This is a genomic window from Alkalibacterium putridalgicola (genome assembly GCF_040959045.1).
GTDB lineage: Bacteria > Bacillota > Bacilli > Lactobacillales > Carnobacteriaceae_A > Alkalibacterium > Alkalibacterium putridalgicola.
This window is the reverse complement of sequence record NZ_CP162615.1, coordinates 236984-263477: the sequence shown is the minus strand read 5'-3', so window position 1 is coordinate 263477 and position 26494 is coordinate 236984. Positions and strand designations below refer to the sequence as shown.

Below are 26494 nucleotides of genomic sequence, written 5' to 3'. Positions count from 1 at the left end.
TTGTATGAAGAAGTATAAAGTAAGCATTCAAGGTATGACTTGTGCCAGCTGTGAAAACCATGTAACAATGGCGCTTGAAAACATAGGTGCAAAAGATATAAAAACAAACTACCGGCAAGGGGAAACAGAATTCAATTTAAGTGAATCTGTCGAAATTAATAGCATCGAAAAAGCGATTGAACAATCCAATTATCAGATAGAAAAGATCGAAAAAATAGCTTCTCAGTCTAATTTAATACTTAAAAATGAAAAGGAATACGATTATGACTTTCTGATTATAGGCTCTGGAAGTGCTGCTTTTTCAGCAGCTATTCAAGCAACAAAATATGGTGCAAAAGTGGGTATGGTCGAACGACACACAATTGGCGGAACTTGTGTAAATGTTGGCTGTGTTCCGTCTAAAACGCTTCTTAGGGCAGGAACGATCAATCATTTAGCTAAAAAGAATCCATTCCATGGGTTAAATACAATGGCTGGAGAAGTCGATTTAAAATCATTGGTGAAACAAAAAGATGAATTGGTAAGTGGAATGCGCCAAGAAAAATATATCGATTTAATCGACGAATACGGTTTTGATTTAATCGAAGGCGAAGCAAAATTTGTGGGGAGTGATGTCGTTGAGGTCAATGGAGAAGAATTAAAAGCAAAACGCTTCCTGATCGCCACGGGCGCAACTTCTTTTATTCCTGAAATTCCCGGCATTGAAAAGATAGATTATTTAACGAGTACAACTTTATTAGAGCTAGATGAAGTACCAGAAAGATTAACCGTTATTGGTTCGGGTTATATTGGACTAGAACTCGGTCAATTGTTCCACAACTTAGGTTCTAAAGTCACACTCATACAAAGAAGCGAACGACTATTAAAAGATTATGATTTAGAAGTTTCAGAAACAGTCGAAAAAGCACTTCATGAACAAGGCATCCAGGTTATTACTGGGATTAATTATGAATGGGTTGAGCAAGATGGAGACATAAAAAAGTTGACAGTCACAAAAAATGGTAAGCAAAAAACTTTTGAATCGGATCAATTATTAATTGCGACAGGTAGAAAACCGAATACTGAAGCCTTAAATTTAGATGTTGCTGGTGTAAAAATAGGGATAAATAATGAAATCATGATGAATGATTTTGGTCAGACAAGCAATCAACACATTTACTCAGCAGGAGATGTTACATTAGGTCCTCAATTTGTCTATGTAGCCGCGCATGAAGGTAAGATTGTAGCGGACAATGCAGTCGGGGGCTTAAATAGGAAAATTGATTTGTCTGTTGTTCCTGGTGTTATTTTTACAAATCCTGGAGTAGGTACTGTTGGCTTAACAGAAGAACAAGCAAATGATAAGGGAATAGATGTTAAAACGTCAATCTTAGATTTAGATAATGTACCAAGGGCCCTAGTTAATCATGATGCAACTGGGTTAATCAAGCTTGTTATCAACGCTCAAAATCAACAAATAATAGGCGTTCATATTGTTGCTGAAAATGCAGGCGAAGTCATTTATGCAGGAACTTTAGCTGTTAAATTTGGCTTAACAGTCGAGGATTTAACAGACACAATGGCGCCCTATTTAACGATGGCAGAAGGACTGAAACTTGCAGCACTTGGCTATAATAACGATGTTTCAAAATTATCTTGTTGTGCAGGATAATATACAGAAAAGGGAGGCAGTTCCATTTGAGGATCTGCCGTCCTTTTTAGATAATCTGCGATTAAAAGATACATTTTTCAATAAATAATGGATTAACCAATTTTTAAATGAATTTTCATACGAGAATATTGACTATTTCAATAATCACGCATTTAAAATTTACTAAGAAAAAGTAAATATTTGTTACTTGGGAGTTTCCGAGCAATTAAAAACTACTATTTCTTATAAGTAAACTTTCAATAACAAACATAGAAAAAAGACTATTTTCCCCAGAAATAGTCTTTTTTATTTTATTAGTGCAAAGCACCTCTTAAATTTAATGCAAAATAAAATTACAATTTACACCCACTCTTCCTGGAAAATCACGTTAGAATGATGATCAGTGTCCTGGCTTACAACCTCGTCAATTTTTTAAAGACCATTGGATTTGAACAAGTGAATCGGGGGATGACGATTCATTCTATACGATTGACATTGCTCAAAGTTGCCGGCAAACTCGTTAAAACAGGCAGACAAGTCTATCTCAACTTGTCGAGTTATCATGTGTATCAAACCGAATTTTATAAGGTTTTCGAACGCCTACGGCGATCCAGACAATGTATTTAGAGGAGTTATCGCATAAAGTTTTAACTGATTATTTCAAGGGATCAGTATGCCCTTAAATAGACAAAGGATTTTTAATAGGTCCTTCTTCCCTAAGAATCCTGTTCGAAAACACAATATTTTAGAAGAAGGTATCTGCCTAATATAAAAATAGGCAATTTATTCAAGAAAACAGCTTTAAATTAGAGCTATGAATTATTCAGGAACTATAATCGCCTCAAAAATTAGAGGTATGAATTATTCAGGTGCACAACTAAAACATTAAAATTTCTTTATACACATCCGCCTTTCATCGTTTTTTCAAAATATACATAAAATTGTCACATCTCCATTTAACAAGTTTATGTATAACAATTCAAATGAAACGCTTTCAAAACTTGTAACTCTTTAAAACGTAAAAAAAACAGTGCAAAACCACTGAATGGTCCTGCCCTGTTTTTCATACACTTATTTCTTTTCCCAATTCGACTTAACTTCCACGCCTGCATCTTTGATTAAATTATACAAAGGGCATCGTCTTTCGACTTCTGCCACAAATGTTTCAAAGGCCTCATCGCTCTCATCCGTCTCAACGACCACATTCACTTCTATCGTTTGGTAATAAGTTTGCACGCCTTCGACGCCTTGATAACCGCGCGGATCGAGCTGCCCTTCCGTGCCAAACTCAAAATCCTCGTAAGTGAACCCTTGTTCTTTTGCGACCATGGTTGCAATTACCGACGTGCATGCTCCAAACGCGCCTAAAAAATATTCCAACGGATTCGGCCCTTTATTATTGCCGCCGATTGCTTCGCGTTCGTCGACAAAGAACGGCTCAAAATCGCGGATGTTCACTGAAGTAGTCGTGCCTGCTTCTGCTTTTCCTTCGGCTGAAAGTGTGACCAATTTATTTTTTGACATTCCAATCTCTCCTTAATTTGCTGCTTTGGACAGTTTGGGCTCATCCTTATAATAGGGTACTGGCGGATAGGTATAGTACCTGCGATACATCAAAACACCCATTGCTGCTACGAACAAAACGAGGGACAAGCCTTGTGAAACTCGCAAGAAATCGCCTATCCATAAGCTGTCTGTCCGCATGCCTTCAATAAAAAACCTTCCTGCTGAATACCAAATGACATAGCTGAGCGCCACTTCTCCTTGGCGAAGGAATTGATTTTTGTTCCGCAAAAGGAGCAACAAGGCGAAACCAACTAAACTCCATAAAGACTCATAAAGAAAAGTGGGATGGTAATAGGTTCCGTTGATGTTCATTTGGTTAATGATGAATTCCGGTAAGTACAAGTTTTCTAAAAATTGTCGGGTGACTGGACCGCCATGTGCCTCTTGATTGATGAAATTTCCCCAGCGACCAATCGATTGAGCTAGGAGGACACTAGGTGCCAGTATGTCTAGTAAAAGAGTTAGCGTCATTCTCTTTCTTCTTGCAAACCAGTATACTGCGAGACCACCCGCAATTAGCCCCCCATAAATGGCAATTCCACCATTCCAGATTGCGATGATTTCACTCGGATTCTGTATATAGTAGTCCCATTTGAATAAAACGTAATAAAGTCGGGCACCGATAAAGCCAATTGGTATGGCCCATAATGCCATATCTACCATGGTATCTTCTTCAAGTCCCAGTTTTTGAGCTTCCTTTGTAGCTAATGAAATGCCGATCAGCATCGCTAGAGCAATAATAATTCCGTACCAATTAATTTTTATCGGGCCAATTGAAATAGCAACTGGATCGATTACACTAAGTAAAACATTCATTCTTCAATCCCCTTCATAGCTTACATTAGTTAATTGTTTTAAATCACATAATTTAAGTTCAATTTGTGTAGTTATTTGTTTACAGACAATAAACCCTCATTTATATTGTCAAACACATTGTCAAAATCCCCTTCACCATTGATAACGTAAAGCAGATTTCGCTCCTTGTAGAAGTGAATAAGTGATTCCATTAATTCCTTATTAATGTGTAGCCTATTTTCAATCACTTCTGGTTTGTCATCCAGTCGAATTTTTTCCCTTTTTGCTTCGATTTGGGAATTTCCTTGTTTTTCTTTTGAACGAAGATTCCCTCGTTGCGCTAACCGATGTCTTAACGTATCCTGACTTACATCTAAAAAGAAAACAGCGTCTAAATTCTGTTTCTGACTTTGTAGGTAAGCTTCGAGCATTTTTGCTTGCTGTAGGGTACGTGGGTAACCATCCAGAACAAAGCCATTTTCAACATCTTTTTCTTGTAAACGACTCTTAACCAATGAGTTTATCCACTCATCTGGAACTAGCTCTCCTTTATTCATATATTCCTGCACTCTGAGTCCGAATGTATCTTTCTCCTTGGCTGCTTCTCGTAACATTTCACCAGTTGAAATAGCCGTCAGGTGGTACTTCTCTGCGATTCTTTTAGCTTGAGTGCCTTTCCCAGCACCGGGTAACCCTAAAAGGACCAGCCTCATAATTTTTCCTCCTTATAAACTAAAAAAGGAAGAGATGATTTTTTAAATTATTCCATCTCTTCCTTTCCTGTGAAACTATTGTATTCTTACACGTTAAGGTGATTCAATTATTCGACATGTTAATCGACACTTGATTTAGGATCTAACCTTAGGAACATAGCGTTGATTGCGACAACAACTGTTGACACCGACATAAGAACTGCTCCAATCGCTGGACTTAATGTGATACCAATTGGTGCTAGTATTCCTGCAGCTATTGGGATCGCGATAAAGTTATACCCTGCTCCCCAAACAAGATTTTCTTTCATCTTACGTGTGGTCTTCTGAGCCAACTCGATAAAGGATTCAATGTCGCCAGGGTCTGACTGTGTCAAGATGACATCGGCTGAATCCAATGCTACTTGAGTTCCGGCACCAACAGCTATACCAACGTCTGCTAATGCAAGAGAAGGTGCATCGTTGACCCCGTCACCGACCATGATAACTTTCTTTCCTTCTGCTTTAAGTTTTTCAACTAATTCATATTTGTCTTGAGGAGATTGACTAGCTAGATAATCAATACCTAAAATTTCTGCAGCTCCTTGAGCCGCTTTTTCATTGTCACCCGTTGCCATAATCGGCTGAATCTTGTTCTTTTTAAGGGCTTGTATTAAGTCTTTACTTGTTGGTTTTAATTCATCCCCTAAAGCTACAGCACCGATTGCTTCGTCGTTTTCTACTAAGACACTGAGGGTTGCTCCTTTTGGAATATCCATATCCAGATTACGTCCATATGCTTTTTGACTGATTAATTGATAACGATGTCCGTTAGCTTGACCTTCTACACCAGCGCCAGAAATAACATCAATCGAATCAAAACTTACTGGACGTATCCCTTGCTGTTCTGCGTAACTAATAATTGACTGAGCGATAGGGTGACTAGATCCGCCTTCGATACCTGCCAATAAGGCAACAATTTCATCTTTCGTATATTTATCATTAAAGAGTTCAACATCTGATACTTTAAACTCACCAGTTGTTAAAGTTCCCGTTTTATCTAAAACCATAACATCTGCGTTTGTAGTCAACTCCAAAGCGTCCCGGTCTTTCACTAATAATCCCCGACTGGCCCCTAAGCTGGTACTACGAGCAGTCACCAATGGAATAGCCAGACCCAGGGCATGCGGACAAGCAATAACTAATGTGGTGACTGTAAAAATAACTGCCATTGGTACATCAGCTATAACCATCCATATGACAAAGGCAATAAGCGCTACAATAACCGCAATATAAAAGAGCCATCCTGCAACTTTTTGTGCAAGATTTTCTGCTCGAGATGGTTGGCTTTGAGCTTGACTGATTAATGTCTGAACCTGAGAAATGAAGGACTTATCGCCCGTCTGCTTTATTTCCACATAGAGGACACCACTACCATTTGTTGATCCACCGATGACCTCATCTCCGGGATTTTTTTCAATTGATTTCGATTCCCCAGTCAAAAGTGCTTCGTTAACACGTGATTCGCCGCGCTGAATGGTTCCATCTGCTGGAACATTTTCTCCAGCCTGAACACGAATCAAATCGCCTACTTGCAAGTCAGCAACTGGACGTGTTTCAATTGAATCGTCTTCCAATACAACGTGAGCATCTTTCGGTACCAATTCAGCTAATGCTTTTTGTGCATCTCCGGCTTCTCCAACTGCTTTCATCTCAATCCAGTGACCTAACAACATGATTAATACTAATGAAGAAAATTCAAAGAAAAAGTCCATCACATGTTCACCAGTCACATATCCAGCAATGACTGCATAAACACTGTAAAAGTAGGAAACCGAGATACCAAGAGTGACAAGAGCCATCATTCCAGGAGCTTTTTCTTTAAACTCATCCACTGCTCCCATATAGAAAGGTTTACCGCCATAAATGTACAAAATCGTAGAAAGAAGAACCACGAGTATATCAGAATACTGAAATGTAAACTGAAATGGTAGTTGGAACCCAAACATAGGGGATAATAACATAATAATGATTCCTAATGGGAGTGACTTCAAGAAAATCTCCTTAAAGCTACCGTGATGGTGGTGGGCATGCCCTCCCATTGCGCCATGATCCATTTCACTGTGATCCATCGCACTATGATCCATCTTGCTGTGATCCATCTGACTATGGTCCATCGCACTATGGTCCATCTTGCTGTGATCCATCGTACTATGGTCCATCTTGCTGTGTTTCATTTTATTGTCCGCGGTATGTTTATGCGACGAATGATTGCTGTGTTTATTACCCATATACGCTCCTCCTAAATTTTTAAAAAAGACCTCACTTTTTCTTCTTGATATAAAAATGTGAGGTCCGTCTTATGAATATACGTGTGACATTTGCACTAATTATAGTTCGTTTCTATTTCACTAAAGAATATTTCGTATCGGCTAGCGCAGCATTGAGCGTTTCGGTATCAATCTCTGTTTGACTTTCAAGTACTGCTTTTTTAGTCGCTAAATCAACCTCTACAGATTCAACCCCTTCAATAGCTGAAAATTTTTCTTGCACTGTATTGGCACAACCTGCACATTTTATGCCATCTAATAAGACTTCTTTTTTCATCATTCATTCTCCTTTTTCTTTTAATTTTTTTATCTTCTTCAAATCGAAGAAGGGCAAAAATAAATCCAATAAACAATTAACCGGCCGGAAAGTCAAAGTGGATTTCTCTACAACAGTGACAGTGAGCCGCTTCAATGATTCCCTTTAACAACAGAGGCACGTCCATCAGCGAAGAAAGGAAACTTTTTCGCGTGACATTCTTACTTATATGGACGAAAATCATTTTTTTGTGTATTCCGCTAAATATTTCTTCAACGGTCGATTTGGCCATAAACTCCTCTTCTATTGCTTCGGCGCACTTAACACAACCAATCCCTTCAATAATCAACCCCGGTCTCATCTTTGTCCTCCTTTAACATTTGTTTCACTTAACAGGCGAAGGGTTGAATCGTCTTAACCGTAAAGCATTGAGCAAGACCGACACCGAACTGAAACTCATTGCGACTGCCGCAAAAATTGGGCTCATCAGCGGGCCGCCGAAAATATACAAGAGACCCATTGCAACTGGAATACCTACAACGTTGTAAGCAAAAGCCCAGAACAAGTTTTGTTTAATGTTTCGTAGTGTTCTATGACTTAAATCAATCGCAGTCAATACAGCTGTTAAATCATTACGCATGAGGACAATATTAGCTGATTCAATCGCCACGTCCGTACCTGATCCAACTGCAATTCCGATATCCGCTTGAGCCAATGCTGGTGCATCATTAATGCCGTCCCCAACCATTGCGACCTTTTTGCCTGATTCTTGTAGTTTTTTGACTTCCTCTGCTTTATCTTCAGGTAATACTTCACTTAATACGCGGTCAATACCCACTTGCTTAGCTATCGCTTTGGCTGTACGTTTGTTATCTCCAGTAATCATAATGACTTCGATGTTACGTTTTTTAAGTTCTTTAACAGCCTTCATACTATTTTCTTTTAATGTATCCGCTACTGCGACAATTCCAGCCAATTCTCCGTCTATAGAGAGATACATCGGTGTTTTTCCTTCGTCTGCTAAGCGATCGGATTCTTTTTCCATGCTTGATAAATCAATATTCTGCTCTACCATCAGCTTGCGGTTTCCAATGTACATATTTTTGCCATCAATTTCTACTTTAATACCGTGTCCAGGAATGGCTTCAAAATGATCCGGCTTAGTTAATGACATATTCTCTTCTTTTGATTTTTGTACAATGGCTTCGCCTAATGGGTGTTCAGATCCAGTTTCACCAGAAGCTGCATAATATAAAAGCTCTTCTTCAGTAATCAAAGGAGTCACTAAAATATCCGTCACGATAGGTTTACCTTCTGTCAGGGTTCCTGTTTTATCAAATACAATCGTCTCTAGATTATGAGTGGTTTCTAGCGCCTCACCATTTTTTATCAAGACACCATGTTCTGCCCCTTTTCCGGTTGCAACCATAATACTTGTTGGAGTCGCCAAACCTAAGGCACATGGACAAGCAATGACAAGGGTTGTTATGATAACGGATAAAGCGAATATACCTGTTTGACCTGCAATTAACCAAGCAACTCCTGCTAAAATGGCTAATCCGATAACAATCGGTACGAAATATCCTGTAATGATATCGGCCATTCGAGCAATGGGTGCTTTAGACCCTTGTGCATCTTCTACCATTTTTATAATTTGGGATAGGGTTGTATCGCTTCCCACTCGAGTGGCGCGGTATTCAATGGAACCATTATTATTTATACTCGCCCCAATAACCTCGTCTCCATCTTGCTTTTCAACAGGAATACTTTCTCCTGTCAGCATCGATTCATCAACTGTAGTACGTCCTTCAACAACAACACCATCTACAGGCATTCTTTCTCCCGGACGAACTCTAATGATATCTCCTAGAGCGACAGCTTCCACAGCAATTTCCTGTTCTTCACCATTACGTATCACTCGAGCTGTTTTAGGAGCCAAGCTAACTAATTTCTCAATAGCTGAGGACATTTGCCCCTTTGAGCGGTCTTCTAAAAATAGTCCTAAAGTATGGAGCGCCAAGATAACACCGGTCACTTCATAATAAAGTAACTCTGAAAAATTACCATAACCTAAGCCAGTTCCGATTGTCGCAGCAAGGCTGTAAACAAATGCAGCCGCCGTACCAAGCGCAATCAGGGAATCCATATTTGGGTGACCTTTAAATAAACTTTTAAATCCCTTCTGGAAATATTCCCAGCTTACTACCATTATCGGCAAAGTCAGAATAAGTTGTAAAAGAGAAAAATTAAATGCATTTATCATTGGGTCAACGATATTTGGTAGAGGCATACCGACCATTTCACCCATGGATAGAATTAATAGAGGGATTGTAAATATAATGGATATCCCAAAACGATTTAAAAGTTGCTTTATTCTTTTTTCTTTTTTCTCACGCTTCTCTGCTCGTGAATGAGCTTGAGTATCCGTAGTCTCTAATACGGCTGCATAACCACTATTGGATACAGCACCAGTCACATCAGATACTGAAATTGCTGACGGGTTATAGGAAACTTGCATTTTTTCTGTCGCTAAATTGACGGAAGCTTTATCTACGCCCGACAACTTTCCGACGGCTTTTTCAATTGTTTGTGCACAGGATGCGCAGGTCATACCTTCAATTGCAAAGGTTTGCGTCGTTCCTTCCTGGGTGACTATTTCATACCCTGAATTATCCACCGCTTTTTGTAGATTTTCTACCGAAAAAGTTGGTTCATCGTACTCAATACTTAACTTCTCTGTTGCTAGGTTTACGGAAGCCTTTGTGACCCCATGTACCTTTTTTGCTGCTTTTTCTACTGTCTGTGCACAAGACGCACAGGTCATACCTTCTATGGCAAATGATTTATTCTCCAATTTTTTCGCTCCTTATTCTCCATGATGATGTAAATGGCATTCGCATTGCCCTTCTACACACTGACAATCAACTTCTTCTACTGCGAAAGCTTTTTTCATCTCTAATATTTCTTCTAGCCGTTGGATATCATCGAAACTTAAAGTATGATCCTCAATGATACTCTCTATTATATTCCCGACATTCTTTCGACAAATACGATCGAAAATATCGTTTGTAAAACTTCTTACCGCTTCTTTCTCTTCGATATTTGCCGAATAAATATATTTTCTACCTTCTTGTTCTGTATTCAGTGCGCCTTTTTCCACGAGTCGACCTAAGAGCGTTTTGGTTGTCGCTTGTTTCCAGTCCATTTTCTCTCCCAATGTAGAAATGACTTCTTTACTAGTCACTTGGGTATTCGCCCAGACCACACGCATGACTTCCCATTCAGCATCGGTTATATGAAGGTCTACAGCTATAGTACTCATATTCTCTCCCTCTTTCGTTTACGCGCGTAAGCATTAATGTTAAATAGAGTTTACACTAGTAAACGATTATTGTCAAGAGTTTATGTAAATGAATAATTTGTGATGTATTATTTTTTATAACTTTTTAACTTTCGTTTCGATGCGACACGCCTGACGAAAATATGGCTTGTGTTTTAGTTCATTAATTAGGGATTGGTTCGTCGGACACTTCTCTTTTAAAAAAACACCGAAAATAAGCTTTTTCAGAATGTCGGCGGATAGACATCCCACTGTACGGGTTTTCTATCCCCCGATTTCATTTTGATTACAAATTTGAGCCTAACAGGCTCAAGGGGTCGCAGCATCGCAAATTATTCATCTACAAACTATTTCAACTTTAAACACAAAAAAAGCAAGGTGAGAGCTCTGCCTTTTTGCGTCTTTATCGGACTATAATTGTATGAGTAGCTCATTGGGGAGTACCCTCTTAAAATCTAGGAGAATGATATGCTACTCTCTGTCTATACTATAACTCAAATGTAAGTTCTGGTATATGAATATTGGAAGTTTTTTTGCAAAGATTTAGTTTTTTACAACAGAAGCTTCATAAATAGAATCCACTGCTTCTTTTAGTTTTGCATCAAAGTCTGCATCACTTTGATTAACAGATAAGTCCTGCGTAAGCGCCCGTGAAAAACTTGCTATAACATTGTCATTTTGACTAAGCATTTCGTTCGCTTCGTCTCTTTCATAACCACCTGATAAAGCAACAACACGTAAAACTTGTGAATGATCGGCTAATTCTTGATATATATTAGCTTTCGTTGGGATAGTTAATTTCAACATCACATAATCATCAGTAGCTAATGCATCTAAATGGTTTTTAATGGATTGGTTTAAATATTCCTCAATTTGTTCTTTATCTTCAGAATGAATATTCACTTCAGGTTCAACGATAGGAACTAAGCCAGCATCAATTATTTCTTGAGCAACTTGAAACTGCTGGGTGACTACATCATCGATGCCTTTTTCATTATATGAAAGAATGTTTGAACGCATTTTTGTACCAAACATATTTTGTTCTTTTGCTTGTTGAAGTAAATTATTAAGTCCTGGAATTGGCTTCATTAATTGTACACCATGTTCTTCATCTGCAAGTCCTTGATCTATTTTAATAAACGGAACAATTCCTTTATCGCTTAAATAATCTCCAGCATACTGACCTTCTATCCTATTATTCATCGTATGTTCAAATAAAATCGCGCCAATAATTTTATCCGGAGTAAAAGATGGAGATGTGATGATTCGTGTACGCATTTTGTGAACAAGATCAAACATTTCATCGTCATTTGAATACTGGTCTTCACTGACCCCATAATCATTCAGAGCTTTTGGTGTACTACCACCGCTTTGATCAAGTGCCGCGATAAAGCCGTCTTTATTCTTTATAGTATCAAAATGTTCTTGATTCATTGATAAATTCTCCTCCATAGATTTTCTGAAATTCCCATAGTTATCCTTCACTAATTAGTTTATTAAAAATTTTCATCCTATACCACTTTTTTAAAAAAATACCAAAAAATAAGCTTTTTCAGAACATCGACGGATAGAAATTCTATTGTAGAGGGTTTCTATCCGCCGATTTCATTTTTATTACAAATTTGAGCCTTACAGGCTCAAGGGGTAAACATTCTAAATAACAGGTCTTCTTTGCCTATTATCGCTGTTATTACATTTTCTGATTATGAAAGTGGCAGGACTAACGCAATTGCCCCAATAACAATCGCTGTCCAGTTGAGTCCTTTCTGTGGGGAAAATAGCCCGATGATTCCTAGAACGACTGCAGCTACTCCCAGCCATACCGGTTGCCAAAAGAAAGCGATTATCCCTACAAGAATTCCAATCCATCCTAACCATCGCCCAGTTGTATCACTCATGATTTATCTTCTCCTTATGCATATTTTTTAATTATTTATTTAATCGAGAAACATATTCTGTTAAACGCACCAAATTAGAAACAAAACCATATTCACTGTCGTACCATGCGACTGTTTTTACTAATTGACTATCTTCATGCTCTATGACTTCTGTTTGGGTAGCATCAAAAATTGATCCAGCAACACTGCCCAGAATATCTGAAGAAACAATCGGGTCGTCTGTGTACTCAAATGATTCATTTGCTGCCTCAAACATGACTTGATTGACTTGATCGATTGTTACTTTTTGGTTTAAATTCGTATAGAATTCCACTAATGCGCCACCTAAAAGAGGTACCCTCACAGACGTTCCATCAATAACACCATCTAATTCAGGAATGACTTTACCAACCGCTTGTGCCGCTCCAGTAGTCGTCGGTATAGCATTCATTGCTGCCGCACGTCCTCTTCTAAGATCCTCATTTGGACTGTCGTGCAATTTCTGAGAAGGGGTGTATGCTTTAACTGTTGTCATCAAACCAGTTGCAATCCCAAAGTTTTGATGAAGTGCGTTCGCGAGAGGCGCCAAACCATTTGTAGTACAAGACGCAGCTGATAGAATTACATCCTCTTTTGAGAGGTCTGTTTCGTTTACGCCAAAAACAATGGTTTTAGTTGTTTCATCTTTTGCTGGTGCAGTAATGATGACTTTATTCGCCCCGGCGTCAAGGTGTGCCTGTGCCTTTTCGGCTGATGTATACATACCAGTTGACTCAATGACGATATCTACACCTAGTTCAGACCAAGGAAGTTCCTTTGCGTCTTGTTCTTTGTACATCTCAATGGCCTGATCATCGATAATTAAGCTATCCTTTATTGCTTCAACTTTATAAGGTGCACGGCCATAGGTTGTATCATATTTGTAAAGGTAAGTCAGTGTGTCTATATCAGCCAAATCATTAATAGCTACGACTTTTAAGTCCGATTTGGAATCAATTAACCTTCTTAAAACCGTTCGCCCAACACGACCAAATCCATTAATTGCTATTTTAGTAGTCATTATATTCCTCCATTTAATTTTTTAATTTTGTACTATTTTTCTTGATGAATATGTGCTGGTTATCCTTAATTAGCAGCCAAAGTTTAACATTAACCCCTCCTCTACGTCTACTCGTGTAAACCTTAAGCTGACTTGAGTTTACATTAGTAAATGATAGTTGTCAAGAGTATTTTTAAAATAGTTTTTTTCGTGATCTTACTCTTACAAGTCTTCGAGATTCTTAAAATATCTGATAGAAGTTATATAAATGAACAAGTGAATTATAATAATTCCATTATAATAATTCCTTCTGATATTGTTATTGATATATATTTTAATTTAACAAGGAACATAAAATCCCTATACATAAGAAGGTATCACTAAGTCTTCTCATATACAGGGATTTTTTCTATATTTAATTGATCGCACATTTTTTGGATTATTATTCTTGACCTAGTTCCTCTTCAGTCAGCCACTTATGGTTACGAACTACTTCTCCGCCGTCGGTTGGTTGATAATCTACCATATATACAGTTGATGTAACAGCATCATCAATTGTTGCAGTTGCTCCTTCCATACCTTCCATATGTCTAGCTTCTAATGTCACTTCTTCTCCGGGTTCAACAGCACTTTCAGTTGACTCAGCAATTTATCTCCTCCAATAATAAGTTTCGTCTACAGATGTAGATATTGACTGTGTTCTTAGTTTATGGCTGTATATCTACATTGTCAAACATTTCGATTTTTTATTAATTACAAGTAAAGACTTATGTCTGTTTACCATTTTTTCAATAGTTGAGAAGCGGTTCTACAATAAAGAAGTAGACCGTCCTAGAAATTAAAAACAGAGTAATTATTCGTTAGATCGTCTTTAAATCGTTTATTAATCTCACTAAGTTTTATTTTAATTGTTTTAGAGGGCTTCTTTTACAAGTTCAGTCAAGCCCATAATCTTGTGTAAAATACTATGGATTTATTCCTCTGGAAACAATGGTGAACTGGTCTAAGAAAGAAGTGAAACTGCATGGCATTGCGCTCAAAAAAATGTGGCACACTTACGGAGAAGGAACCATTGAAAGTTTAAAACGTGACATGGAGAGCCTGAATAAAATTGGACAATGCCAATCGATCATTCATCAGCTCGACGATGTACTGCCCGAATTATGGGAAACTTTAAGAGAGACGGACAAAGAACAGTTCTTGACCAAGTATGGACGGAAATGGGAAAAATTCAGGAGTCCGGTACCAAAGAAGACCGCTCATAAATTAATTAATTTTTACGACAAAGGAAAGCTCCATTTAACCGGACGTAAAAAAGATATTATAAAAGAAAATGAGTCAATCAGTACCGAGCTGGAAAACGATGTTAACGTCAATTCAAGTGGGCTATGTTATCAATGCTGCCGGACAAAAGAAAAACGTGTCTTTACATGAAGAGGAAATGCCACTTGTAAGACAGTTATTAGACGATTTTCCCCCGCTCATCACTTCCTTTTTTGTTTTTCTCCTTTTTTATGGGCTTCTTTAAAGCAATGATGATCTTTTTTCTAATCAAATGAACTTGTGTCTACTAATAGCAATTTGAGTGCAAATGCATGAAAAATTACTTCAAATTCATTTTTGTGTGTGGATAAAGCAATTCCTGCTTCACATTGAAAAATTAATTTGTTGTCACTAATATGTATGCTTTCATTTTTTGTATCATTTCTATAATATTCTTCCCATATATTCTCGTACATAAGGGGAGTGTCAATAATTATGTGTAAATGAAGTACTCCTTCTATAAAATCGATTTATTAATTTGTTAATCTTTCAAACATTTTTTCTAGCTCTGCTTCAGCTTGTTGGAAGCCGCGGTGAATCCGTGTCAAAAACTTCTGATTGTACGTATCAAAACGGGAAACCAAAAAGCGATCCATAGATTCTTCATTCTGAAATTGCTCTTTACGTCGACTATACTTTTTAATTTGTTTATTAAAGGATTCAATCAAATTAGTGGAATACAAGCTCCTACGGATTGATAAAGGGAAATCGTAAAATGTAAGTAAGTTATCATTTTCTAGAATAGACTTGGCCAGTTTAGAGTAGCTACTGCGCCATTTTTCTGAGAAAGCAAGGCGAGCTTCAAGGGCCGTCTCTCGTGAATCTGCTTGATAAATCGTCTTAAAGTCTTCGCATATTTCCTTGCGATCAGCGACGCGTACTTTACTAGAAATGTTGCGAGAAACATGGACACAACAGTGTTGGTAAGCTGCTTGAGGAAAAACGTGATGAATCGTATCTTTAATACCCTTGAGACCGTCGGTCACGAAAAGAAGAACATCATTGACACCACGGTCGGATAAATCTTCCAATATCTCTTTCCATGTGACGGTCGATTCATTAGGGGCAATAGCGTATCCTAGGACTTCTTTGGCACCATCTGGTCGAATTCCCACCGCAATGTGTATGGCTTCTTTCTCAACGGTTTTCCGCTTCAAAGGAATATAGGTAGCGTCCAGATAAATGACTGCATAATGACTGTTTAGTTTACGCTTTTTGAACGCTGATACTTCTTCAGTAAAGACTTTAGTCATATTGGACATCGTTTGTGGTGTATAGTGATGACCGTACATTTTCTCAATCAAATCAGCAATCTCAGACATGGTAATACCTTTTTGAAAAAGATGAATGACGGTTTCTCCTAACGTGCCATTGGTTCGCTTATATGCAGGAAGAGTCTGTTGTTTAAATTCACCGTTGCGGTCGCGCGGAATCTGTAGATGAAGTTCGCCGTATTCTGTCTTGACCGTACGGTCATAGGACCCATTGCGTGAGTTCCCTGAATGGAAACCAATCCGATCATACTTTTCGTAATCCAAAAAGGCAGTCAGCTCTGTTCTCAGGAGCGTATTTACGGCTAATTCCAAGTGCGAACGGAATAATTCGTTCAAATCATCTTTTGTAGCTAGAGTCTGTAAGATATCTGTAGTAAGATTGTTCATAGGGAAGTCCTCTTTTCTGTGAATTTAGTGTGGTAACTCTATTCTACAGAAGGGACTTCCTTTTTTCTATTTACACAAAATATTTTACACTCTCGTACACCCACCAGTGTTGCATAAAACTAGGGATCACTGCTAATTGTTGTTGGTGTTAACTTGATCACAAATGGTCTGCGGTTCTTCAACAAACGATATTAAAAATATCATTATTTTTTATTCCTTATTTCTATAATTTTTACAACGTCGCTCCATACATTCTTATAGGTAGTATCCTCTTTATTGAAGCCTGCTTCTTGTAAATTTTTCAAGGTTTGTCTATTGATATTTGCGCCCCAAATATGCAGGGGGATAAAATTGATACGATCCATAATTTTTCCAACAACTGGCTTGTTGCTTCGCATATGTTCCAACATAATAACCTTGCCGCCATTCTTGCAGACTCTTCGTATTTCTTTTAATCCTTTAACAGGATCAGGAACAGAGCAAAACACGCAGGAGGTGACCACTGTATCGAATGTATTATCTTCGAAAGTCATGTTTTCTGCATCCATTTCCATTAACGTGACATGATCCTTATCTTTACTCTTATTTTTAGCCTTTTCTAACATCTTTTCGCTGAAGTCTATTCCGGTGACTTCTTTATCTGTCGAATAAAACTCTAAATTTTTACCTGTGCCCACACCGACTTCCAATATTTTTTTCCCTTCTATTTTTTCGAATAATTCTTTTCTCCAATCATCCATCAGCATAGATTCCATCGGTTTTTCCATGAGGTCATATATTTTTGATACGCGATTGTATCTATTTTTTATTTTGTTGTTATCACCAGCCAATCTTTCACCTCCTTAAAGCGGTTGCATGGACATATTTTACAGCTAACTTTAATATCATTTAAAATATTTAGAAGTAACTATTTTATCTAGTTTACAGGTCCAAATTCTTTTTACGCCGACTATATTCTTGATCATCGATTTCTCCCCTGGCATATCTTTCATTTAAAATTTCCAGCGAAGAACTCTCTATCGGTCGTTTTTTCTGTCTATTATTTTTGGCTATCATGATCATGGACAAACCAATCAAAAACACAAGCACCACTGGTATCGGCCATAAAAATCCACTGCCTATTATTCCAGAACAAACTCCATCGTACATTTTGCAATCTCCATTACTCTCTTATCTATTTATTCAACTAAAAATTGACCCATCATACCCGCGTCTTCATGTTCCAATATGTGACAATGATACATGAACAAACCTTTCTGCTTGAACTTAACTAAAAGCCTTACTTCTTCTCCACTTTCTACCATCACCGTATCTTTCCATCCTTGTTCATTTAAAGGCGGTTCTCCTCCATTTCTTTCAATCACTTGAAACTGTACGCCATGGACGTGAAGAGGATGTGGCGTCTCGCCGCTCATCATTCCCATTCCAGCAGACTCATTAGTAACGACCCACTCTTCCAGTTCATTTAAATTCAGGTATTCATCTATTCTATCCATATCCATTTGCTTACCGTTTATAGCCACCATGGGTCCCATACCACTCATGACAAAGTCACGGGTCGTCACGACGTCATCTCTGTCATATTGAACGATGTCGACCAGTTCTTCAGGTATACTGCTGGAGCTGTCAGATTCTTCTGTAATAGTTATCGTCATCACTTCATAGCTGCCATCTCTCAAAACGACTTTATCACCTGTGTTGTAATCTGAAAAATCTACGAGTATCTCGGCTCTTTCAGCTGGCGCCAGGGATACCTCATGCATTTCTATACTGTTTTCTAAAAAGCCTCCGTCAGAAGCAATCTGATAAAACGCAAGATTATCGCTGAAATTAAAGTCGTAAGCACGTGCATTCGAACCATTTAAAAGTCTGAGTCGAACAACTTCACTTTTCACATCCAGTTCAGGTGCGATTGCTCCATTGACCAGTACAGTGTCTCCCTTAAATCCATCCATCACATCTCTCATACCTAACTCATAGGGAATCTGTCCATCCTGTGTAAACCGTTTATCCTGTACGACAAGAGGAATATCATTGACGCCATGTTCTTTAGGTATGTTCAATTCTTTAGATTTTTCATCTTCTATATAGAAAAGGCCAGCTAATCCTTTGTACACTTGTTCACCTGTTTTATGCAGCAGATGTGGATGATACCAAAGCGTTGCAGCCGGTTGATCAATTGTAAAGTAAGGCTGCCAGCTTGACTTCGGGTCTACGACTTGATGGGGGCCACCATCCATCTCTCCAGGGACTTCTAATCCATGCCAGTGAACCGTTGTCGGCTCATCCAGTGTATTCGCTACATTGATTTTTACGTCGTCACCTTTATCCACTCTTATAATAGGGCCTAAATAATCACCATTGTAACCTAACGTTTCAGTTTCCTGTCCTTCAATGAATTCCTTTTTTCCATATTGTACATTCAAATCAAATTCTGCTTTTCCTTCTTCAGGGTTTTTATCCTCTAGTAGGGGCGGAATAGGCAACTTATTTTTTTCATCTTTTGTATTATTCATTATTCCCGAATCAACTGCTTATCTGTTGGGATTATCCACCCTTTCAAGCCCCCTTCCTGAATTTATGAAAAAGTAACCAATATAAACTATAAGCAAGAGCATAGAAATGATTATAATTGTATACCATTTTCTGTTTTTATTCATTTGATCATCCTTATCGTTCTCAGACTATATTTATTCATCTAGTACTCAACTAAAAAGCCATCCTAAATACAATTTAAGACAGCTGTAATTACTTTTTTTAAACAGTCGATTCTATTGATTGTCTAAGTGTCCCCTCAACTTCTTTGGCAATTTCATTCAAATTGAAATCATCGAATAAATCGATTAAGGCTTCCGGACGTGTCATACCAATATATGTCTGATTATTTTTTTCTCTAACAACCATTTTACACGGTAGAACACAGCCGATATGGATATTTTTTCCCATAACTTCTTTTGCTTTTTTAGGATTACATACTTCCATTACAACAAAATCCTCTTCAAAGTCTAATCCTTTTTCCTTAAGTTTGTCTTTAAAGTTAAGTTGCCACAATACACCAAACCCATTTTCTTTTAATTGTTCAGTTAACGAATCAATAGCCTCGCCAAGTTTCTTGTTTGTCTTTTTTTTCATATACGATATGCATTGGTTTCTTCTCCTCGTTATATTTTTGATTACTCTCTCAACTTGTTTAGTTTATCTCTATACTCTTCCTCTGATATTTCTCCTCTAGCGTATCTCTCTTTTAATATATTAATGGCACGATTTGAGTTTGATGCATGGTCATTATTCGAACGATTCATCAGCATTTTTGCGATAAAGATGACTGCCCCAATAATAACTAACAATTTCAATCCACCATATATCATAAACCACCAACTATTCTCATAACCAAAATTCATCATGTTATCAAAACCGTTATACCAATAGCCGTGCATTGAATCACTCCTTATTCATTTAATGTTTCTTTTTTTATTCTATATGTTTCCTCATCTATTTCACCTTTGGCATATCGTTCATTTAAAATATCCAACGCACTATTCTGCTCTCTAAAAATACTTGTTCCATTCTGTTTATCTTCCAAGTATTTATAAATGAAATAACCAACTATAACAAATAATATGAGTCCCAAGCAGTCTCCTCCTTTTTCTATTTCCGCTTCCTTAACTTTACTGACAATTTATGGAGATTTTATGGATTCACGAATATATTATATATTTTTTGTAAATTTCAAGTTTAAGTTAGCCACTTGTTAAAAATATATTTCATGTGATTTTTTACGACTATCAACTCATATAGTGAGGGCTTGATAATGAGCTGAGGCATGATAGTTTTTTTGACAAGCTGGCCTAGGCCAGCTTCACAGCTTTCAAGTCATGCCGAAGGAGGCTCGTTGTCAAGCCCTCACGGGTTAAGCAGCCTGACGCTCTAATCGTAGTGCATTGACGAAGCTTTCATGTGGCGTTCTGTAATCCAATATTTTTCTAGGATAATCATTCATCCATTGTTGTATACGCAAGCATCGTGCTTCTGAGACTCGACCAATCGGCTTCCCTTTGGGAATAAAACGACGAATGAATTTATGCTGGTTCTCACTTGTTCCCCGTTCAAACGATGCATAGGGATGACTAAAATAGATGTCTAAAGTATCCTTTAAGGCCTCTTAAAGTCCCGCAAACTCTGAACCATTATCAGAAGTTATCGTTTTAAATAGTGTAGAGAATGTATGACCTGATCGTTTTTGAAGGTCACGAATCGCCTGATTAACCGATTCCTGATCTTTTCCATTTACTTTTAAGATGATTTCAAATCGGGTCTGTCGTTCAGCCAAAGTGAGCAGTACAGCATCGGTCTCTTCTTTATTACCTACTACTGTATCAATTTCCCAGTGGCCAAACGATTCACGGGTATCAATTTCTTTTGGTCGACGATCAATCGATGGGCCGAGAACGCGTTTGTTTGGCCGTTTCTTTTGAGCAGAAACCTTTGGTTTCCGAGATAACTTTTCCAGCAAATCAATGCTTTTCGTTCGCATAATCCCTCTATCTATCCAACCATAAAGCGTGGTTGTACAAGGGATAATTGAAGCATCGAACAATTCATGTCTTTTAGCAAAACCGACCACCGTATCAGGGGACCATTTATCATCCAGCATTTTCTCATCAGCCCATTCAATGAACGCATCTGTATCGGCCCATTTTGGCCGCCGGCCACAGTTCAATCGCTGTTTATCATAGTTGGCTTGAGCAGCATCGGCATCATAGACTTTGTGGTAGTAATCATAAATCTTACCATTTTGCTTTTGACGTTTGAGCTGGTTGATTTCCCCACGATGAATCTCGTTATTGATGGTCTGAGGGACTCGCCCGATGATATCAGCAATGCGACGATTGGAGTAGTCTTCCTGCTTCAACACAGCTATTTGAACCCTCTCTGCGTATGATAAGTGTTTTCCTTTACGTGCTAATGTGTTATCGTTAGAGTGCGTCATGTGAATTCATCCTGTCTATTGAGAGTTAGTGGTAACTTCAATATAACATGAAATTCACATGGCGTTTTTTGTATGTTAGCTCAGGTGACTAACTTCATTATAAAATCCAGCTTTTTTTTAGGACATTGGTCCTTAATAACTCTACTGTAACTAGAGTTTAGATATACACGTTGTTTGCACTCTATTCCTATTTTAAAAAACTTGACCATGTGGGAAAGTGATACCTTAACATACAGCCATATCGAACTGTAAAAGTGGCTGAGATATCGTGGTTTTTTTCGAACTTCTATGCAAACCCGAATGCGCGTCTTGCCTTTGCGATAAACTGTATACATCATTAAAAGTGGAAATGAAATTTGACTTTTGTATTTTTAATAAAATAAATAGAACGGAGAGTTACAATGAAAAAAGAATCCAATCAACTGAGCTCACCCTCTGCTTTGGCCGGACTTTTCGGGCTTCTGCAGCCTTGATAGCCGTCGTTGCTGTCATTTATATCTTTGGCAAGAAAATCGACACCACAGACAACATCACAGAAAACGAATAACAGTTAATATAGCTTAGTCCTATAGTATAGTGTGAATGCCGATTCCCGGCTTTCTACACGTAGCTATGTGGACTAAGCATTTTATTTGCCTAAAATTAACCTGAGGTATACCATATTGATAAGAGGGTCACAAAGAAACAGGCGTGATCGTTTTCAGCGGGCATTAACCGGACCCAAAATTTGAATGGGAGACCAGCTGACGATCATGGAGCAGACCGAGTTATCATATTTATCTAAAGGAGGACGTCTATGAAGTGGAACGTGCATAGAGGCGACATTACAGAGTTGGAAGTCGACGCGATCGTCAACGCCGCCAATAAATCATTATTGGGTGGTGGAGGTGTTGACGGAGCCATCCACCGCGCGGCCGGACCGGAGTTGAAAGAGGCATGCAGAAAGCTGGGTGGTGCAGAGACCGGTGAAGCCAAACTGACCGAAGGCTTCGATCTGCCAGCTGATTACGTCATCCATGCGGTGGGCCCGGTTTATCGGGATGGTAAACACGGCGAAGCAGAAGAATTGGAAAATTGCTACCGGAACAGCATCGAAATCGCTAAGGAAAAAGGCATAAGTTCCATCGCTTTTCCGGCTATCAGTACCGGGATCTACGGCTATCCGCTAAAAGAGGCCAGTGAGATCGCGGTGCAGACCGTCATCGAAGAAACAAGTGACGAGCCGTCGATTGAAAGAGTCATTTTCGTCGCTTTTGATGAGCAGACAGAAGCCGTACTAAAAGAGACACTTCAAGAAAATACCCAGGGAGGAAATCAGTAAAATGAAAAAATATCTAAGATTCGGCGCAATGATCCTGACATCCACAGTCATCATGTACTTTATCATGTACTTGAACGTCTTTGAGATCGAACATTTCAAGTATAGCGAGACACGTCTTTATATGACGCTGATCATGGGCTCGGTCATGGCGATCATCATGCTGCTTTTCATGTGGCACATGTACGACAATAAAAAGGTGAATGCAATGATCCTGGCCGGTGTTGCGATCGTTTTTGGCGCCAGTTTATATCTCGTAAGAAGTCAGGCACTCGTGGACCAGGTTTCATGGATGAAAGCGATGATCCCGCACCACTCCATCGCCATCCTTACAAGTGAACGGGCAGAAATCACCGATCCGGAAGTTAGAAAACTAGCCGACGAGATCATCAAAGCACAGGAAGAAGAAATCAAGATAATGAATCAGTATATCGAAGAGCTGGAAGACGGAGACGAGGAAGAACTGCAACCTTTAGATGAATTAACAGGAAATTGAGATATTTGTATTGTAAGCGATGAATAGCTAGGTACCTGTGAGTCCTCGCGGCCTCCTGTTAAACTTGAGATATCTTAAGTACACAGGAGGTTTTATTTTGGAAAAGAATGAACAGTCTATCATACCGGTAACCCTGCATGACGATCAAACTGATCGCCAACACATTTCGAAGGTCCTTTCACAGAAGTTGGTGGCACATTTAAAAAATAGTCAGACAGAACTACTTATTTACGAGGGGATCAAACCCTCGACATTGAGAGTTCTCCTCGCGGAGATGCCATTCAATGAAACTCGTTGACTTTACTCAAGTAGAGAATATTTTTATTGTTTGTGGAAAGACGGATATGCGCCGTCAAATTGACGGATTAGCTGCGACGATTACAGAAGAATATGATATGGATGTGTATCAAGAGGCCCTTTTTCTCTTCTGTGGTGGAAAGAAGGATCGGTTCAAAGCACTTTATTGGGAAGGCGACGGCTTCCTTCTCTTATACAAGCGTTTAGAGAATGGGAAATTGAATTGGCCGCGTAACCAGAACGAGATTCAAAAGTTAAGTGCGCAACAGCTGCGTTGGTTGCTTGAAGGATTATCTGTTAATCAAAAAGTTTCTATAAAACCTGCGGTTAAAGGGAGTATAGCTTAAGAAATGAGAGAGAAATTGATAAAAAATCAATGACTCTCTCGTTTTCTTTTCCTGATTAGTGTAAAATTTAAGTATTATTTATGTGAGGAGTAGCAGACATGTCTATCAAGAGTGAAAAACAGTTTGAAGTGATTATAGAAAAGTTGGACCAGCTGTTAGAAGAAAACAAACAACTGAAGACCCTACTCGCTCAGAAAGATGATGAGCTTTCCTTACAGAAAGAACAAATCGAATTTTTAACTCAGAAATTGTACGGCTCAAAGAAGGAAACATTGAAGGATGATCCTAACCAGGGCAACCTCTTCAACGATCGCCTTTTTAGCGAACCAGAGCAGACTGGTGACCAAAGCGACGAAGATGAAGTCATTATTACAACAGAACGTCGCCGCAAGAAACGTAAAGGATTAAAAGACCAGCAGTTGTCATCTCTTCCTACTGTTGACCACATTCATGAACTTGAATCTTGTACGTGTCCAACATGCAAGGAAGCAATGAAAGAAATCAGCACGCAACTTATTCGTCAGGAAGTTAAATTTATCCCAGCGAGAGTTGAAAACCACAGACATTTCCAGAAAACATATGCCTGCGCGAACTGTGAGAAAAGCGGAACGCGCACACCGTTTGCGAAATCTGAAATCCCCAGACTTCCTTTAAATAATACAGTCGCTTCTGCGTCATCGATAGCGGAAACCATGTATCAAAAATTCGAGCAAAAAGTCCCGGGCTATCGCCAAGAGGCTTATTGGAATCTGCTTGGCTATCCGATCCCTCGGCATACCATTGCGAACTGGCACATTAAAACGTCCCAGTATTATTTCGAAGCGCTGGTGGCTGTAATGCGACAAGAACTGTTGAACCAGAAGGTTCTACACGCTGACGAAACGACATTCAAAGTACTGAATGACAAAGACCGACAAAAGTCCTATATGTGGTTATTCAGTACCGGCAAATACAGCGAACGTGCCATACATATCTACAAGCTTGGTCCATCACGCAGTGGCTCTGTCCCTAGAGATTTCTTAGAGGAGTACACTGGCTATCTACATAGTGATGGGTTCTCCGGGTACAACAATCTTCCAGGGATGACGATGATTGCCTGTCTGGCGCATATCAGACGGAAGTTCTATGACGCCCGTCCAAAGAACTATTCCAGTAAGAGTGTCGCTCATAAGGGAGTCACGCTGTGTAACGAGTTATTTGCTTTGGATAAGTCCCTCAAGGATTTATCTGTTAGCGAACGGTGTGATCAGCGCTTAGAACTAGTGAAGCCGAAGCTTGAGGCCTTTTTTGACTGGTGTGAATCCCTGACTGCGCATGGCAAACTTGGCACAGCGATCAACTATGCGCTGAATCAGAAAGAGCGGATGATGAACGTTCTGAAGGACGGCCTTCTCGTGCTATCCAACAATCTAGCCGAACGTGGCATCAAGTCACTCGCTATGAGCAGAAAGAACTGGCTGTTTTCAAAATCTTTTGAGGGTGCTCATGCCGTTGCGACTATTTTGAGTCTCGTCGAGACGGCCAAATCCAACGGATTACATCCACGAAAATATCTGGACTACCTCTTAACTTATCTTCCAAATCGACAAAATACACCCTTGGAGGCTTATTTGCCATGGAATCCAAAGGTGCAGATGGAATGTCGCTAGACATTCAGTATATTATACTCTTCGGACATTTCTCATTATAGAGGTGTCCGATTTTTATTTGTAGGTACTCAGCTATTCATCGCTTACTTTGTAATAAAGACTTCTCATCTTTAAAAAAAATGAAAACCGATCCGGAGGGCAACGTTTACATCACGTCGCCCTCCGGATCGTTTTAAATATTACAGAAAGTATGAACTGTCAGGTTCAATTATCCTTGTCGTTGAGGGTAGCGTCCTGGATATCGTTTGAAAAATCGATGATAAAGAAGGTAGTATAAATCTATGGATTATTCAAAGATAGCTACGATGAAAAAATTAGTTGAAGATCCCTACAGTGGTTTTATCAGCACACTCGAACATTACGTGCCTTGAGTAAACAGATACCTTCACAATAGCTCCTTCTCAACTACTAGTTGATTATCGAACTGTTTGCAATAAAATGCGGTATTGCATACTTAAGAGGTAAGATAGAAATTTATTATCCTGGCAACTTTAAATAGTTACTTTACAAGTTAGATAGATACATAAATTAATACGCCGGAAATCAGTACTCATTGAGTTCTTTTTATTCCAACAACTATTGTACGATGATCGTTAGATCTCGATCCTTAGGTGTTTTTAGTTCGACTTCTATGACCAGCAAAAGATTAGTTACTCTTCCAACATCAGTATTTGATGTACAGTCGACGGCGTCAACCGTAATAGTATAAACTTCTTCTATTACTACAACCGTTTCCGGCATGCCTTGTCCTGTTCCACATCCAGAATAACTTCATTACCGTCTTTTTCTAATATATCTATCTTAACTTTTGAACCCGTTAGATTCGTATTACCTGTACATCCCATCAGTATAAACAGTATACTTTGTCCTAGAACTGTTTGTTTTTTAAAC

28 protein-coding genes and 1 pseudogene are annotated in these 26494 nt (G+C 38.7%); 8 read left to right on the top strand and 21 right to left on the bottom strand.

What is annotated here, in order from left to right; all coding sequences use genetic code 11:
• The first annotated feature begins 4 nt into the window (after nucleotides 1–4).
• Together merA and AB4027_RS01420 are read left to right on the top strand one after the other, a co-directional pair.
• Nucleotides 5–1651, top strand: coding sequence for a mercury(II) reductase (gene merA, locus AB4027_RS01425; protein WP_027109179.1), 1647 nt, complete (start codon nucleotides 5–7; stop codon nucleotides 1649–1651).
• A 351-nt stretch (nucleotides 1652–2002) separates the two neighbouring features.
• Nucleotides 2003–2257, top strand: a pseudogene (locus tag AB4027_RS01420) (transposase); the annotation flags it as partial.
• A gap of 444 nt (nucleotides 2258–2701) precedes the next feature.
• Here AB4027_RS01420 and AB4027_RS01415 read toward each other — a convergent pair.
• The 12 genes from AB4027_RS01415 to AB4027_RS01360 form a co-directional block, all read right to left on the bottom strand.
• Nucleotides 2702–3154, bottom strand: coding sequence for an OsmC family protein (locus AB4027_RS01415; protein ID WP_368645662.1), 453 nt, complete (start codon nucleotides 3152–3154; stop codon nucleotides 2702–2704).
• Between the two features lie 12 nt (nucleotides 3155–3166).
• Entirely contained in the window at nucleotides 3167–4012 is an 846-nt protein-coding gene (lgt, locus tag AB4027_RS01410; protein ID WP_091528610.1) for a prolipoprotein diacylglyceryl transferase, read from the bottom strand.
• Nucleotides 4013–4083: 71 nt separating this feature from the next.
• Nucleotides 4084–4704: an adenylate kinase gene (locus tag AB4027_RS01405; protein ID WP_368645661.1), complete on the bottom strand. Its 621-nt coding sequence runs from the start codon at nucleotides 4702–4704 to the stop codon at nucleotides 4084–4086.
• 119 nt (nucleotides 4705–4823) lie between these two features.
• A complete protein-coding gene (locus AB4027_RS01400) occupies nucleotides 4824–6971 on the bottom strand; it encodes a heavy metal translocating P-type ATPase (RefSeq protein ID WP_368645660.1) in 2148 nt (715 codons plus the stop codon).
• A 112-nt stretch (nucleotides 6972–7083) separates the two neighbouring features.
• Complete coding sequence (locus AB4027_RS01395) at nucleotides 7084–7287, bottom strand: heavy-metal-associated domain-containing protein (RefSeq protein WP_368645659.1); 204 nt, start codon at nucleotides 7285–7287, stop codon at nucleotides 7084–7086.
• Between the two features lie 76 nt (nucleotides 7288–7363).
• Nucleotides 7364–7627 (bottom strand): hypothetical protein, encoded by a 264-nt coding sequence (locus AB4027_RS01390; RefSeq protein ID WP_091482189.1) that lies wholly within the window; start codon nucleotides 7625–7627, stop codon nucleotides 7364–7366.
• Between the two features lie 24 nt (nucleotides 7628–7651).
• The gene (locus AB4027_RS01385; RefSeq protein WP_368645658.1) at nucleotides 7652–10120 is read right to left on the bottom strand and encodes a heavy metal translocating P-type ATPase; all 2469 of its coding nucleotides are present in this window, start codon (nucleotides 10118–10120) and stop codon (nucleotides 7652–7654) included.
• Between the two features lie 12 nt (nucleotides 10121–10132).
• A complete protein-coding gene (gene tcrY / locus AB4027_RS01380; protein ID WP_368645657.1) occupies nucleotides 10133–10588 on the bottom strand; it encodes a copper-responsive transcriptional repressor TcrY in 456 nt (151 codons plus the stop codon).
• Between the two features lie 561 nt (nucleotides 10589–11149).
• Nucleotides 11150–12040, bottom strand: a complete 891-nt coding sequence (locus AB4027_RS01375; RefSeq protein WP_091898589.1) for a fructose bisphosphate aldolase — start codon at nucleotides 12038–12040, stop codon at nucleotides 11150–11152.
• A 269-nt stretch (nucleotides 12041–12309) separates the two neighbouring features.
• A complete protein-coding gene (locus AB4027_RS01370; RefSeq protein ID WP_091898591.1) occupies nucleotides 12310–12504 on the bottom strand; it encodes a C4-dicarboxylate ABC transporter in 195 nt (64 codons plus the stop codon).
• 31 nt (nucleotides 12505–12535) lie between these two features.
• Nucleotides 12536–13543 (bottom strand): type I glyceraldehyde-3-phosphate dehydrogenase, encoded by a 1008-nt coding sequence (gene gap, locus AB4027_RS01365; RefSeq protein WP_368645656.1) that lies wholly within the window; start codon nucleotides 13541–13543, stop codon nucleotides 12536–12538.
• A 421-nt stretch (nucleotides 13544–13964) separates the two neighbouring features.
• Nucleotides 13965–14108, bottom strand: coding sequence for a DUF1541 domain-containing protein (locus AB4027_RS01360; protein ID WP_368645655.1), 144 nt, complete (start codon nucleotides 14106–14108; stop codon nucleotides 13965–13967).
• Between the two features lie 407 nt (nucleotides 14109–14515).
• On the opposite strand from AB4027_RS01360, the gene AB4027_RS01355 reads away from it, so the two are divergent.
• Nucleotides 14516–14956: a hypothetical protein gene (locus tag AB4027_RS01355; RefSeq protein ID WP_368645654.1), complete on the top strand. Its 441-nt coding sequence runs from the start codon at nucleotides 14516–14518 to the stop codon at nucleotides 14954–14956.
• A gap of 113 nt (nucleotides 14957–15069) precedes the next feature.
• Here the strand turns inward: AB4027_RS01355 and AB4027_RS01350 are convergent, their stop codons facing one another.
• The 9 genes from AB4027_RS01350 to AB4027_RS01310 form a co-directional block, all read right to left on the bottom strand.
• Nucleotides 15070–15261: a hypothetical protein gene (locus AB4027_RS01350; protein ID WP_091489694.1), complete on the bottom strand. Its 192-nt coding sequence runs from the start codon at nucleotides 15259–15261 to the stop codon at nucleotides 15070–15072.
• 57 nt (nucleotides 15262–15318) lie between these two features.
• Nucleotides 15319–16506, bottom strand: a complete 1188-nt coding sequence (locus tag AB4027_RS01345; protein WP_368645653.1) for an IS256 family transposase — start codon at nucleotides 16504–16506, stop codon at nucleotides 15319–15321.
• Between the two features lie 203 nt (nucleotides 16507–16709).
• A complete protein-coding gene (locus AB4027_RS01340; RefSeq protein ID WP_068710712.1) occupies nucleotides 16710–17336 on the bottom strand; it encodes a class I SAM-dependent methyltransferase in 627 nt (208 codons plus the stop codon).
• 91 nt (nucleotides 17337–17427) lie between these two features.
• On the bottom strand, nucleotides 17428–17655 hold the full coding sequence (locus tag AB4027_RS01335) for an SHOCT domain-containing protein (protein WP_068710713.1): 228 nt from the start codon (nucleotides 17653–17655) through the stop codon (nucleotides 17428–17430).
• A gap of 29 nt (nucleotides 17656–17684) precedes the next feature.
• Nucleotides 17685–19022: a multicopper oxidase family protein gene (locus tag AB4027_RS01330; RefSeq protein WP_368645652.1), complete on the bottom strand. Its 1338-nt coding sequence runs from the start codon at nucleotides 19020–19022 to the stop codon at nucleotides 17685–17687.
• Between the two features lie 241 nt (nucleotides 19023–19263).
• Nucleotides 19264–19638 carry a DUF302 domain-containing protein gene (locus AB4027_RS01325; protein WP_368645651.1) on the bottom strand — a complete coding sequence of 125 codons (375 nt, stop codon included), beginning with the start codon at nucleotides 19636–19638 and terminating at the stop codon, nucleotides 19264–19266.
• 41 nt (nucleotides 19639–19679) lie between these two features.
• Nucleotides 19680–19943: an SHOCT domain-containing protein gene (locus AB4027_RS01320; RefSeq protein WP_368645650.1), complete on the bottom strand. Its 264-nt coding sequence runs from the start codon at nucleotides 19941–19943 to the stop codon at nucleotides 19680–19682.
• Nucleotides 19944–19954: 11 nt separating this feature from the next.
• A complete protein-coding gene (locus AB4027_RS01315; protein ID WP_010620812.1) occupies nucleotides 19955–20137 on the bottom strand; it encodes an SHOCT domain-containing protein in 183 nt (60 codons plus the stop codon).
• A 531-nt stretch (nucleotides 20138–20668) separates the two neighbouring features.
• The gene (locus AB4027_RS01310; protein WP_368645649.1) at nucleotides 20669–21496 is read right to left on the bottom strand and encodes an IS30 family transposase; all 828 of its coding nucleotides are present in this window, start codon (nucleotides 21494–21496) and stop codon (nucleotides 20669–20671) included.
• Between the two features lie 796 nt (nucleotides 21497–22292).
• Here AB4027_RS01310 and AB4027_RS01305 point away from each other — a divergent pair.
• From AB4027_RS01305 to AB4027_RS01285, 5 genes are all read left to right on the top strand, one after another.
• Nucleotides 22293–22817 carry an O-acetyl-ADP-ribose deacetylase gene (locus tag AB4027_RS01305; protein WP_368645648.1) on the top strand — a complete coding sequence of 175 codons (525 nt, stop codon included), beginning with the start codon at nucleotides 22293–22295 and terminating at the stop codon, nucleotides 22815–22817.
• A gap of 1 nt (nucleotide 22818) precedes the next feature.
• Nucleotides 22819–23310 carry a DUF305 domain-containing protein gene (locus AB4027_RS01300; protein WP_368645647.1) on the top strand — a complete coding sequence of 164 codons (492 nt, stop codon included), beginning with the start codon at nucleotides 22819–22821 and terminating at the stop codon, nucleotides 23308–23310.
• 97 nt (nucleotides 23311–23407) lie between these two features.
• On the top strand, nucleotides 23408–23608 hold the full coding sequence (locus AB4027_RS01295) for a hypothetical protein (protein WP_368645646.1): 201 nt from the start codon (nucleotides 23408–23410) through the stop codon (nucleotides 23606–23608).
• Complete coding sequence (gene tnpB / locus AB4027_RS01290; protein WP_091528626.1) at nucleotides 23595–23954, top strand: IS66 family insertion sequence element accessory protein TnpB; 360 nt, start codon at nucleotides 23595–23597, stop codon at nucleotides 23952–23954. Before AB4027_RS01295 ends, tnpB begins: the two co-directional genes overlap by 14 nt.
• A 98-nt stretch (nucleotides 23955–24052) precedes the next feature.
• Nucleotides 24053–25603, top strand: coding sequence for an IS66 family transposase (locus AB4027_RS01285; protein WP_368645645.1), 1551 nt, complete (start codon nucleotides 24053–24055; stop codon nucleotides 25601–25603).
• The last annotated feature ends 891 nt before the right edge of the window (nucleotides 25604–26494 follow it).

Excerpts from the sequence above, each read along its gene's own strand:
- merA (WP_027109179.1), top strand. The coding sequence starts at position 5 with ATGAAGAAGTATAAAGTAAGCATTCAAGGTATGACTTGTGCCAGCTGT.
- AB4027_RS01415 (WP_368645662.1), bottom strand. The coding sequence starts at position 3,154 with ATGTCAAAAAATAAATTGGTCACACTTTCAGCCGAAGGAAAAGCAGAA.
- lgt (WP_091528610.1), bottom strand. The coding sequence starts at position 4,012 with ATGAATGTTTTACTTAGTGTAATCGATCCAGTTGCTATTTCAATTGGC.
- AB4027_RS01405 (WP_368645661.1), bottom strand. The coding sequence starts at position 4,704 with ATGAGGCTGGTCCTTTTAGGGTTACCCGGTGCTGGGAAAGGCACTCAA.
- AB4027_RS01400 (WP_368645660.1), bottom strand. The coding sequence starts at position 6,971 with ATGGGTAATAAACACAGCAATCATTCGTCGCATAAACATACCGCGGAC.
- AB4027_RS01395 (WP_368645659.1), bottom strand. The coding sequence starts at position 7,287 with ATGAAAAAAGAAGTCTTATTAGATGGCATAAAATGTGCAGGTTGTGCC.
- AB4027_RS01390 (WP_091482189.1), bottom strand. The coding sequence starts at position 7,627 with ATGAGACCGGGGTTGATTATTGAAGGGATTGGTTGTGTTAAGTGCGCC.
- tcrY (WP_368645657.1), bottom strand. The coding sequence starts at position 10,588 with ATGAGTACTATAGCTGTAGACCTTCATATAACCGATGCTGAATGGGAA.
- AB4027_RS01375 (WP_091898589.1), bottom strand. The coding sequence starts at position 12,040 with ATGAATCAAGAACATTTTGATACTATAAAGAATAAAGACGGCTTTATC.
- AB4027_RS01370 (WP_091898591.1), bottom strand. The coding sequence starts at position 12,504 with ATGAGTGATACAACTGGGCGATGGTTAGGATGGATTGGAATTCTTGTA.
- gap (WP_368645656.1), bottom strand. The coding sequence starts at position 13,543 with ATGACTACTAAAATAGCAATTAATGGATTTGGTCGTGTTGGGCGAACG.
- AB4027_RS01360 (WP_368645655.1), bottom strand. The coding sequence starts at position 14,108 with ATGGAAGGTATGGAAGGAGCAACTGCAACAATTGATGATGCTGTTACA.
- AB4027_RS01350 (WP_091489694.1), bottom strand. The coding sequence starts at position 15,261 with ATGTACGAGAATATATGGGAAGAATATTATAGAAATGATACAAAAAAT.
- AB4027_RS01345 (WP_368645653.1), bottom strand. The coding sequence starts at position 16,506 with ATGAACAATCTTACTACAGATATCTTACAGACTCTAGCTACAAAAGAT.
- AB4027_RS01335 (WP_068710713.1), bottom strand. The coding sequence starts at position 17,655 with ATGTACGATGGAGTTTGTTCTGGAATAATAGGCAGTGGATTTTTATGG.
- AB4027_RS01330 (WP_368645652.1), bottom strand. The coding sequence starts at position 19,022 with ATGAATAATACAAAAGATGAAAAAAATAAGTTGCCTATTCCGCCCCTA.
- AB4027_RS01325 (WP_368645651.1), bottom strand. The coding sequence starts at position 19,638 with ATGAAAAAAAAGACAAACAAGAAACTTGGCGAGGCTATTGATTCGTTA.
- AB4027_RS01320 (WP_368645650.1), bottom strand. The coding sequence starts at position 19,943 with ATGCACGGCTATTGGTATAACGGTTTTGATAACATGATGAATTTTGGT.
- AB4027_RS01310 (WP_368645649.1), bottom strand. The coding sequence starts at position 21,496 with ATGACGCACTCTAACGATAACACATTAGCACGTAAAGGAAAACACTTA.
- AB4027_RS01305 (WP_368645648.1), top strand. The coding sequence starts at position 22,293 with ATGAAGTGGAACGTGCATAGAGGCGACATTACAGAGTTGGAAGTCGAC.
- AB4027_RS01300 (WP_368645647.1), top strand. The coding sequence starts at position 22,819 with ATGAAAAAATATCTAAGATTCGGCGCAATGATCCTGACATCCACAGTC.
- tnpB (WP_091528626.1), top strand. The coding sequence starts at position 23,595 with ATGAAACTCGTTGACTTTACTCAAGTAGAGAATATTTTTATTGTTTGT.
- AB4027_RS01285 (WP_368645645.1), top strand. The coding sequence starts at position 24,053 with ATGTCTATCAAGAGTGAAAAACAGTTTGAAGTGATTATAGAAAAGTTG.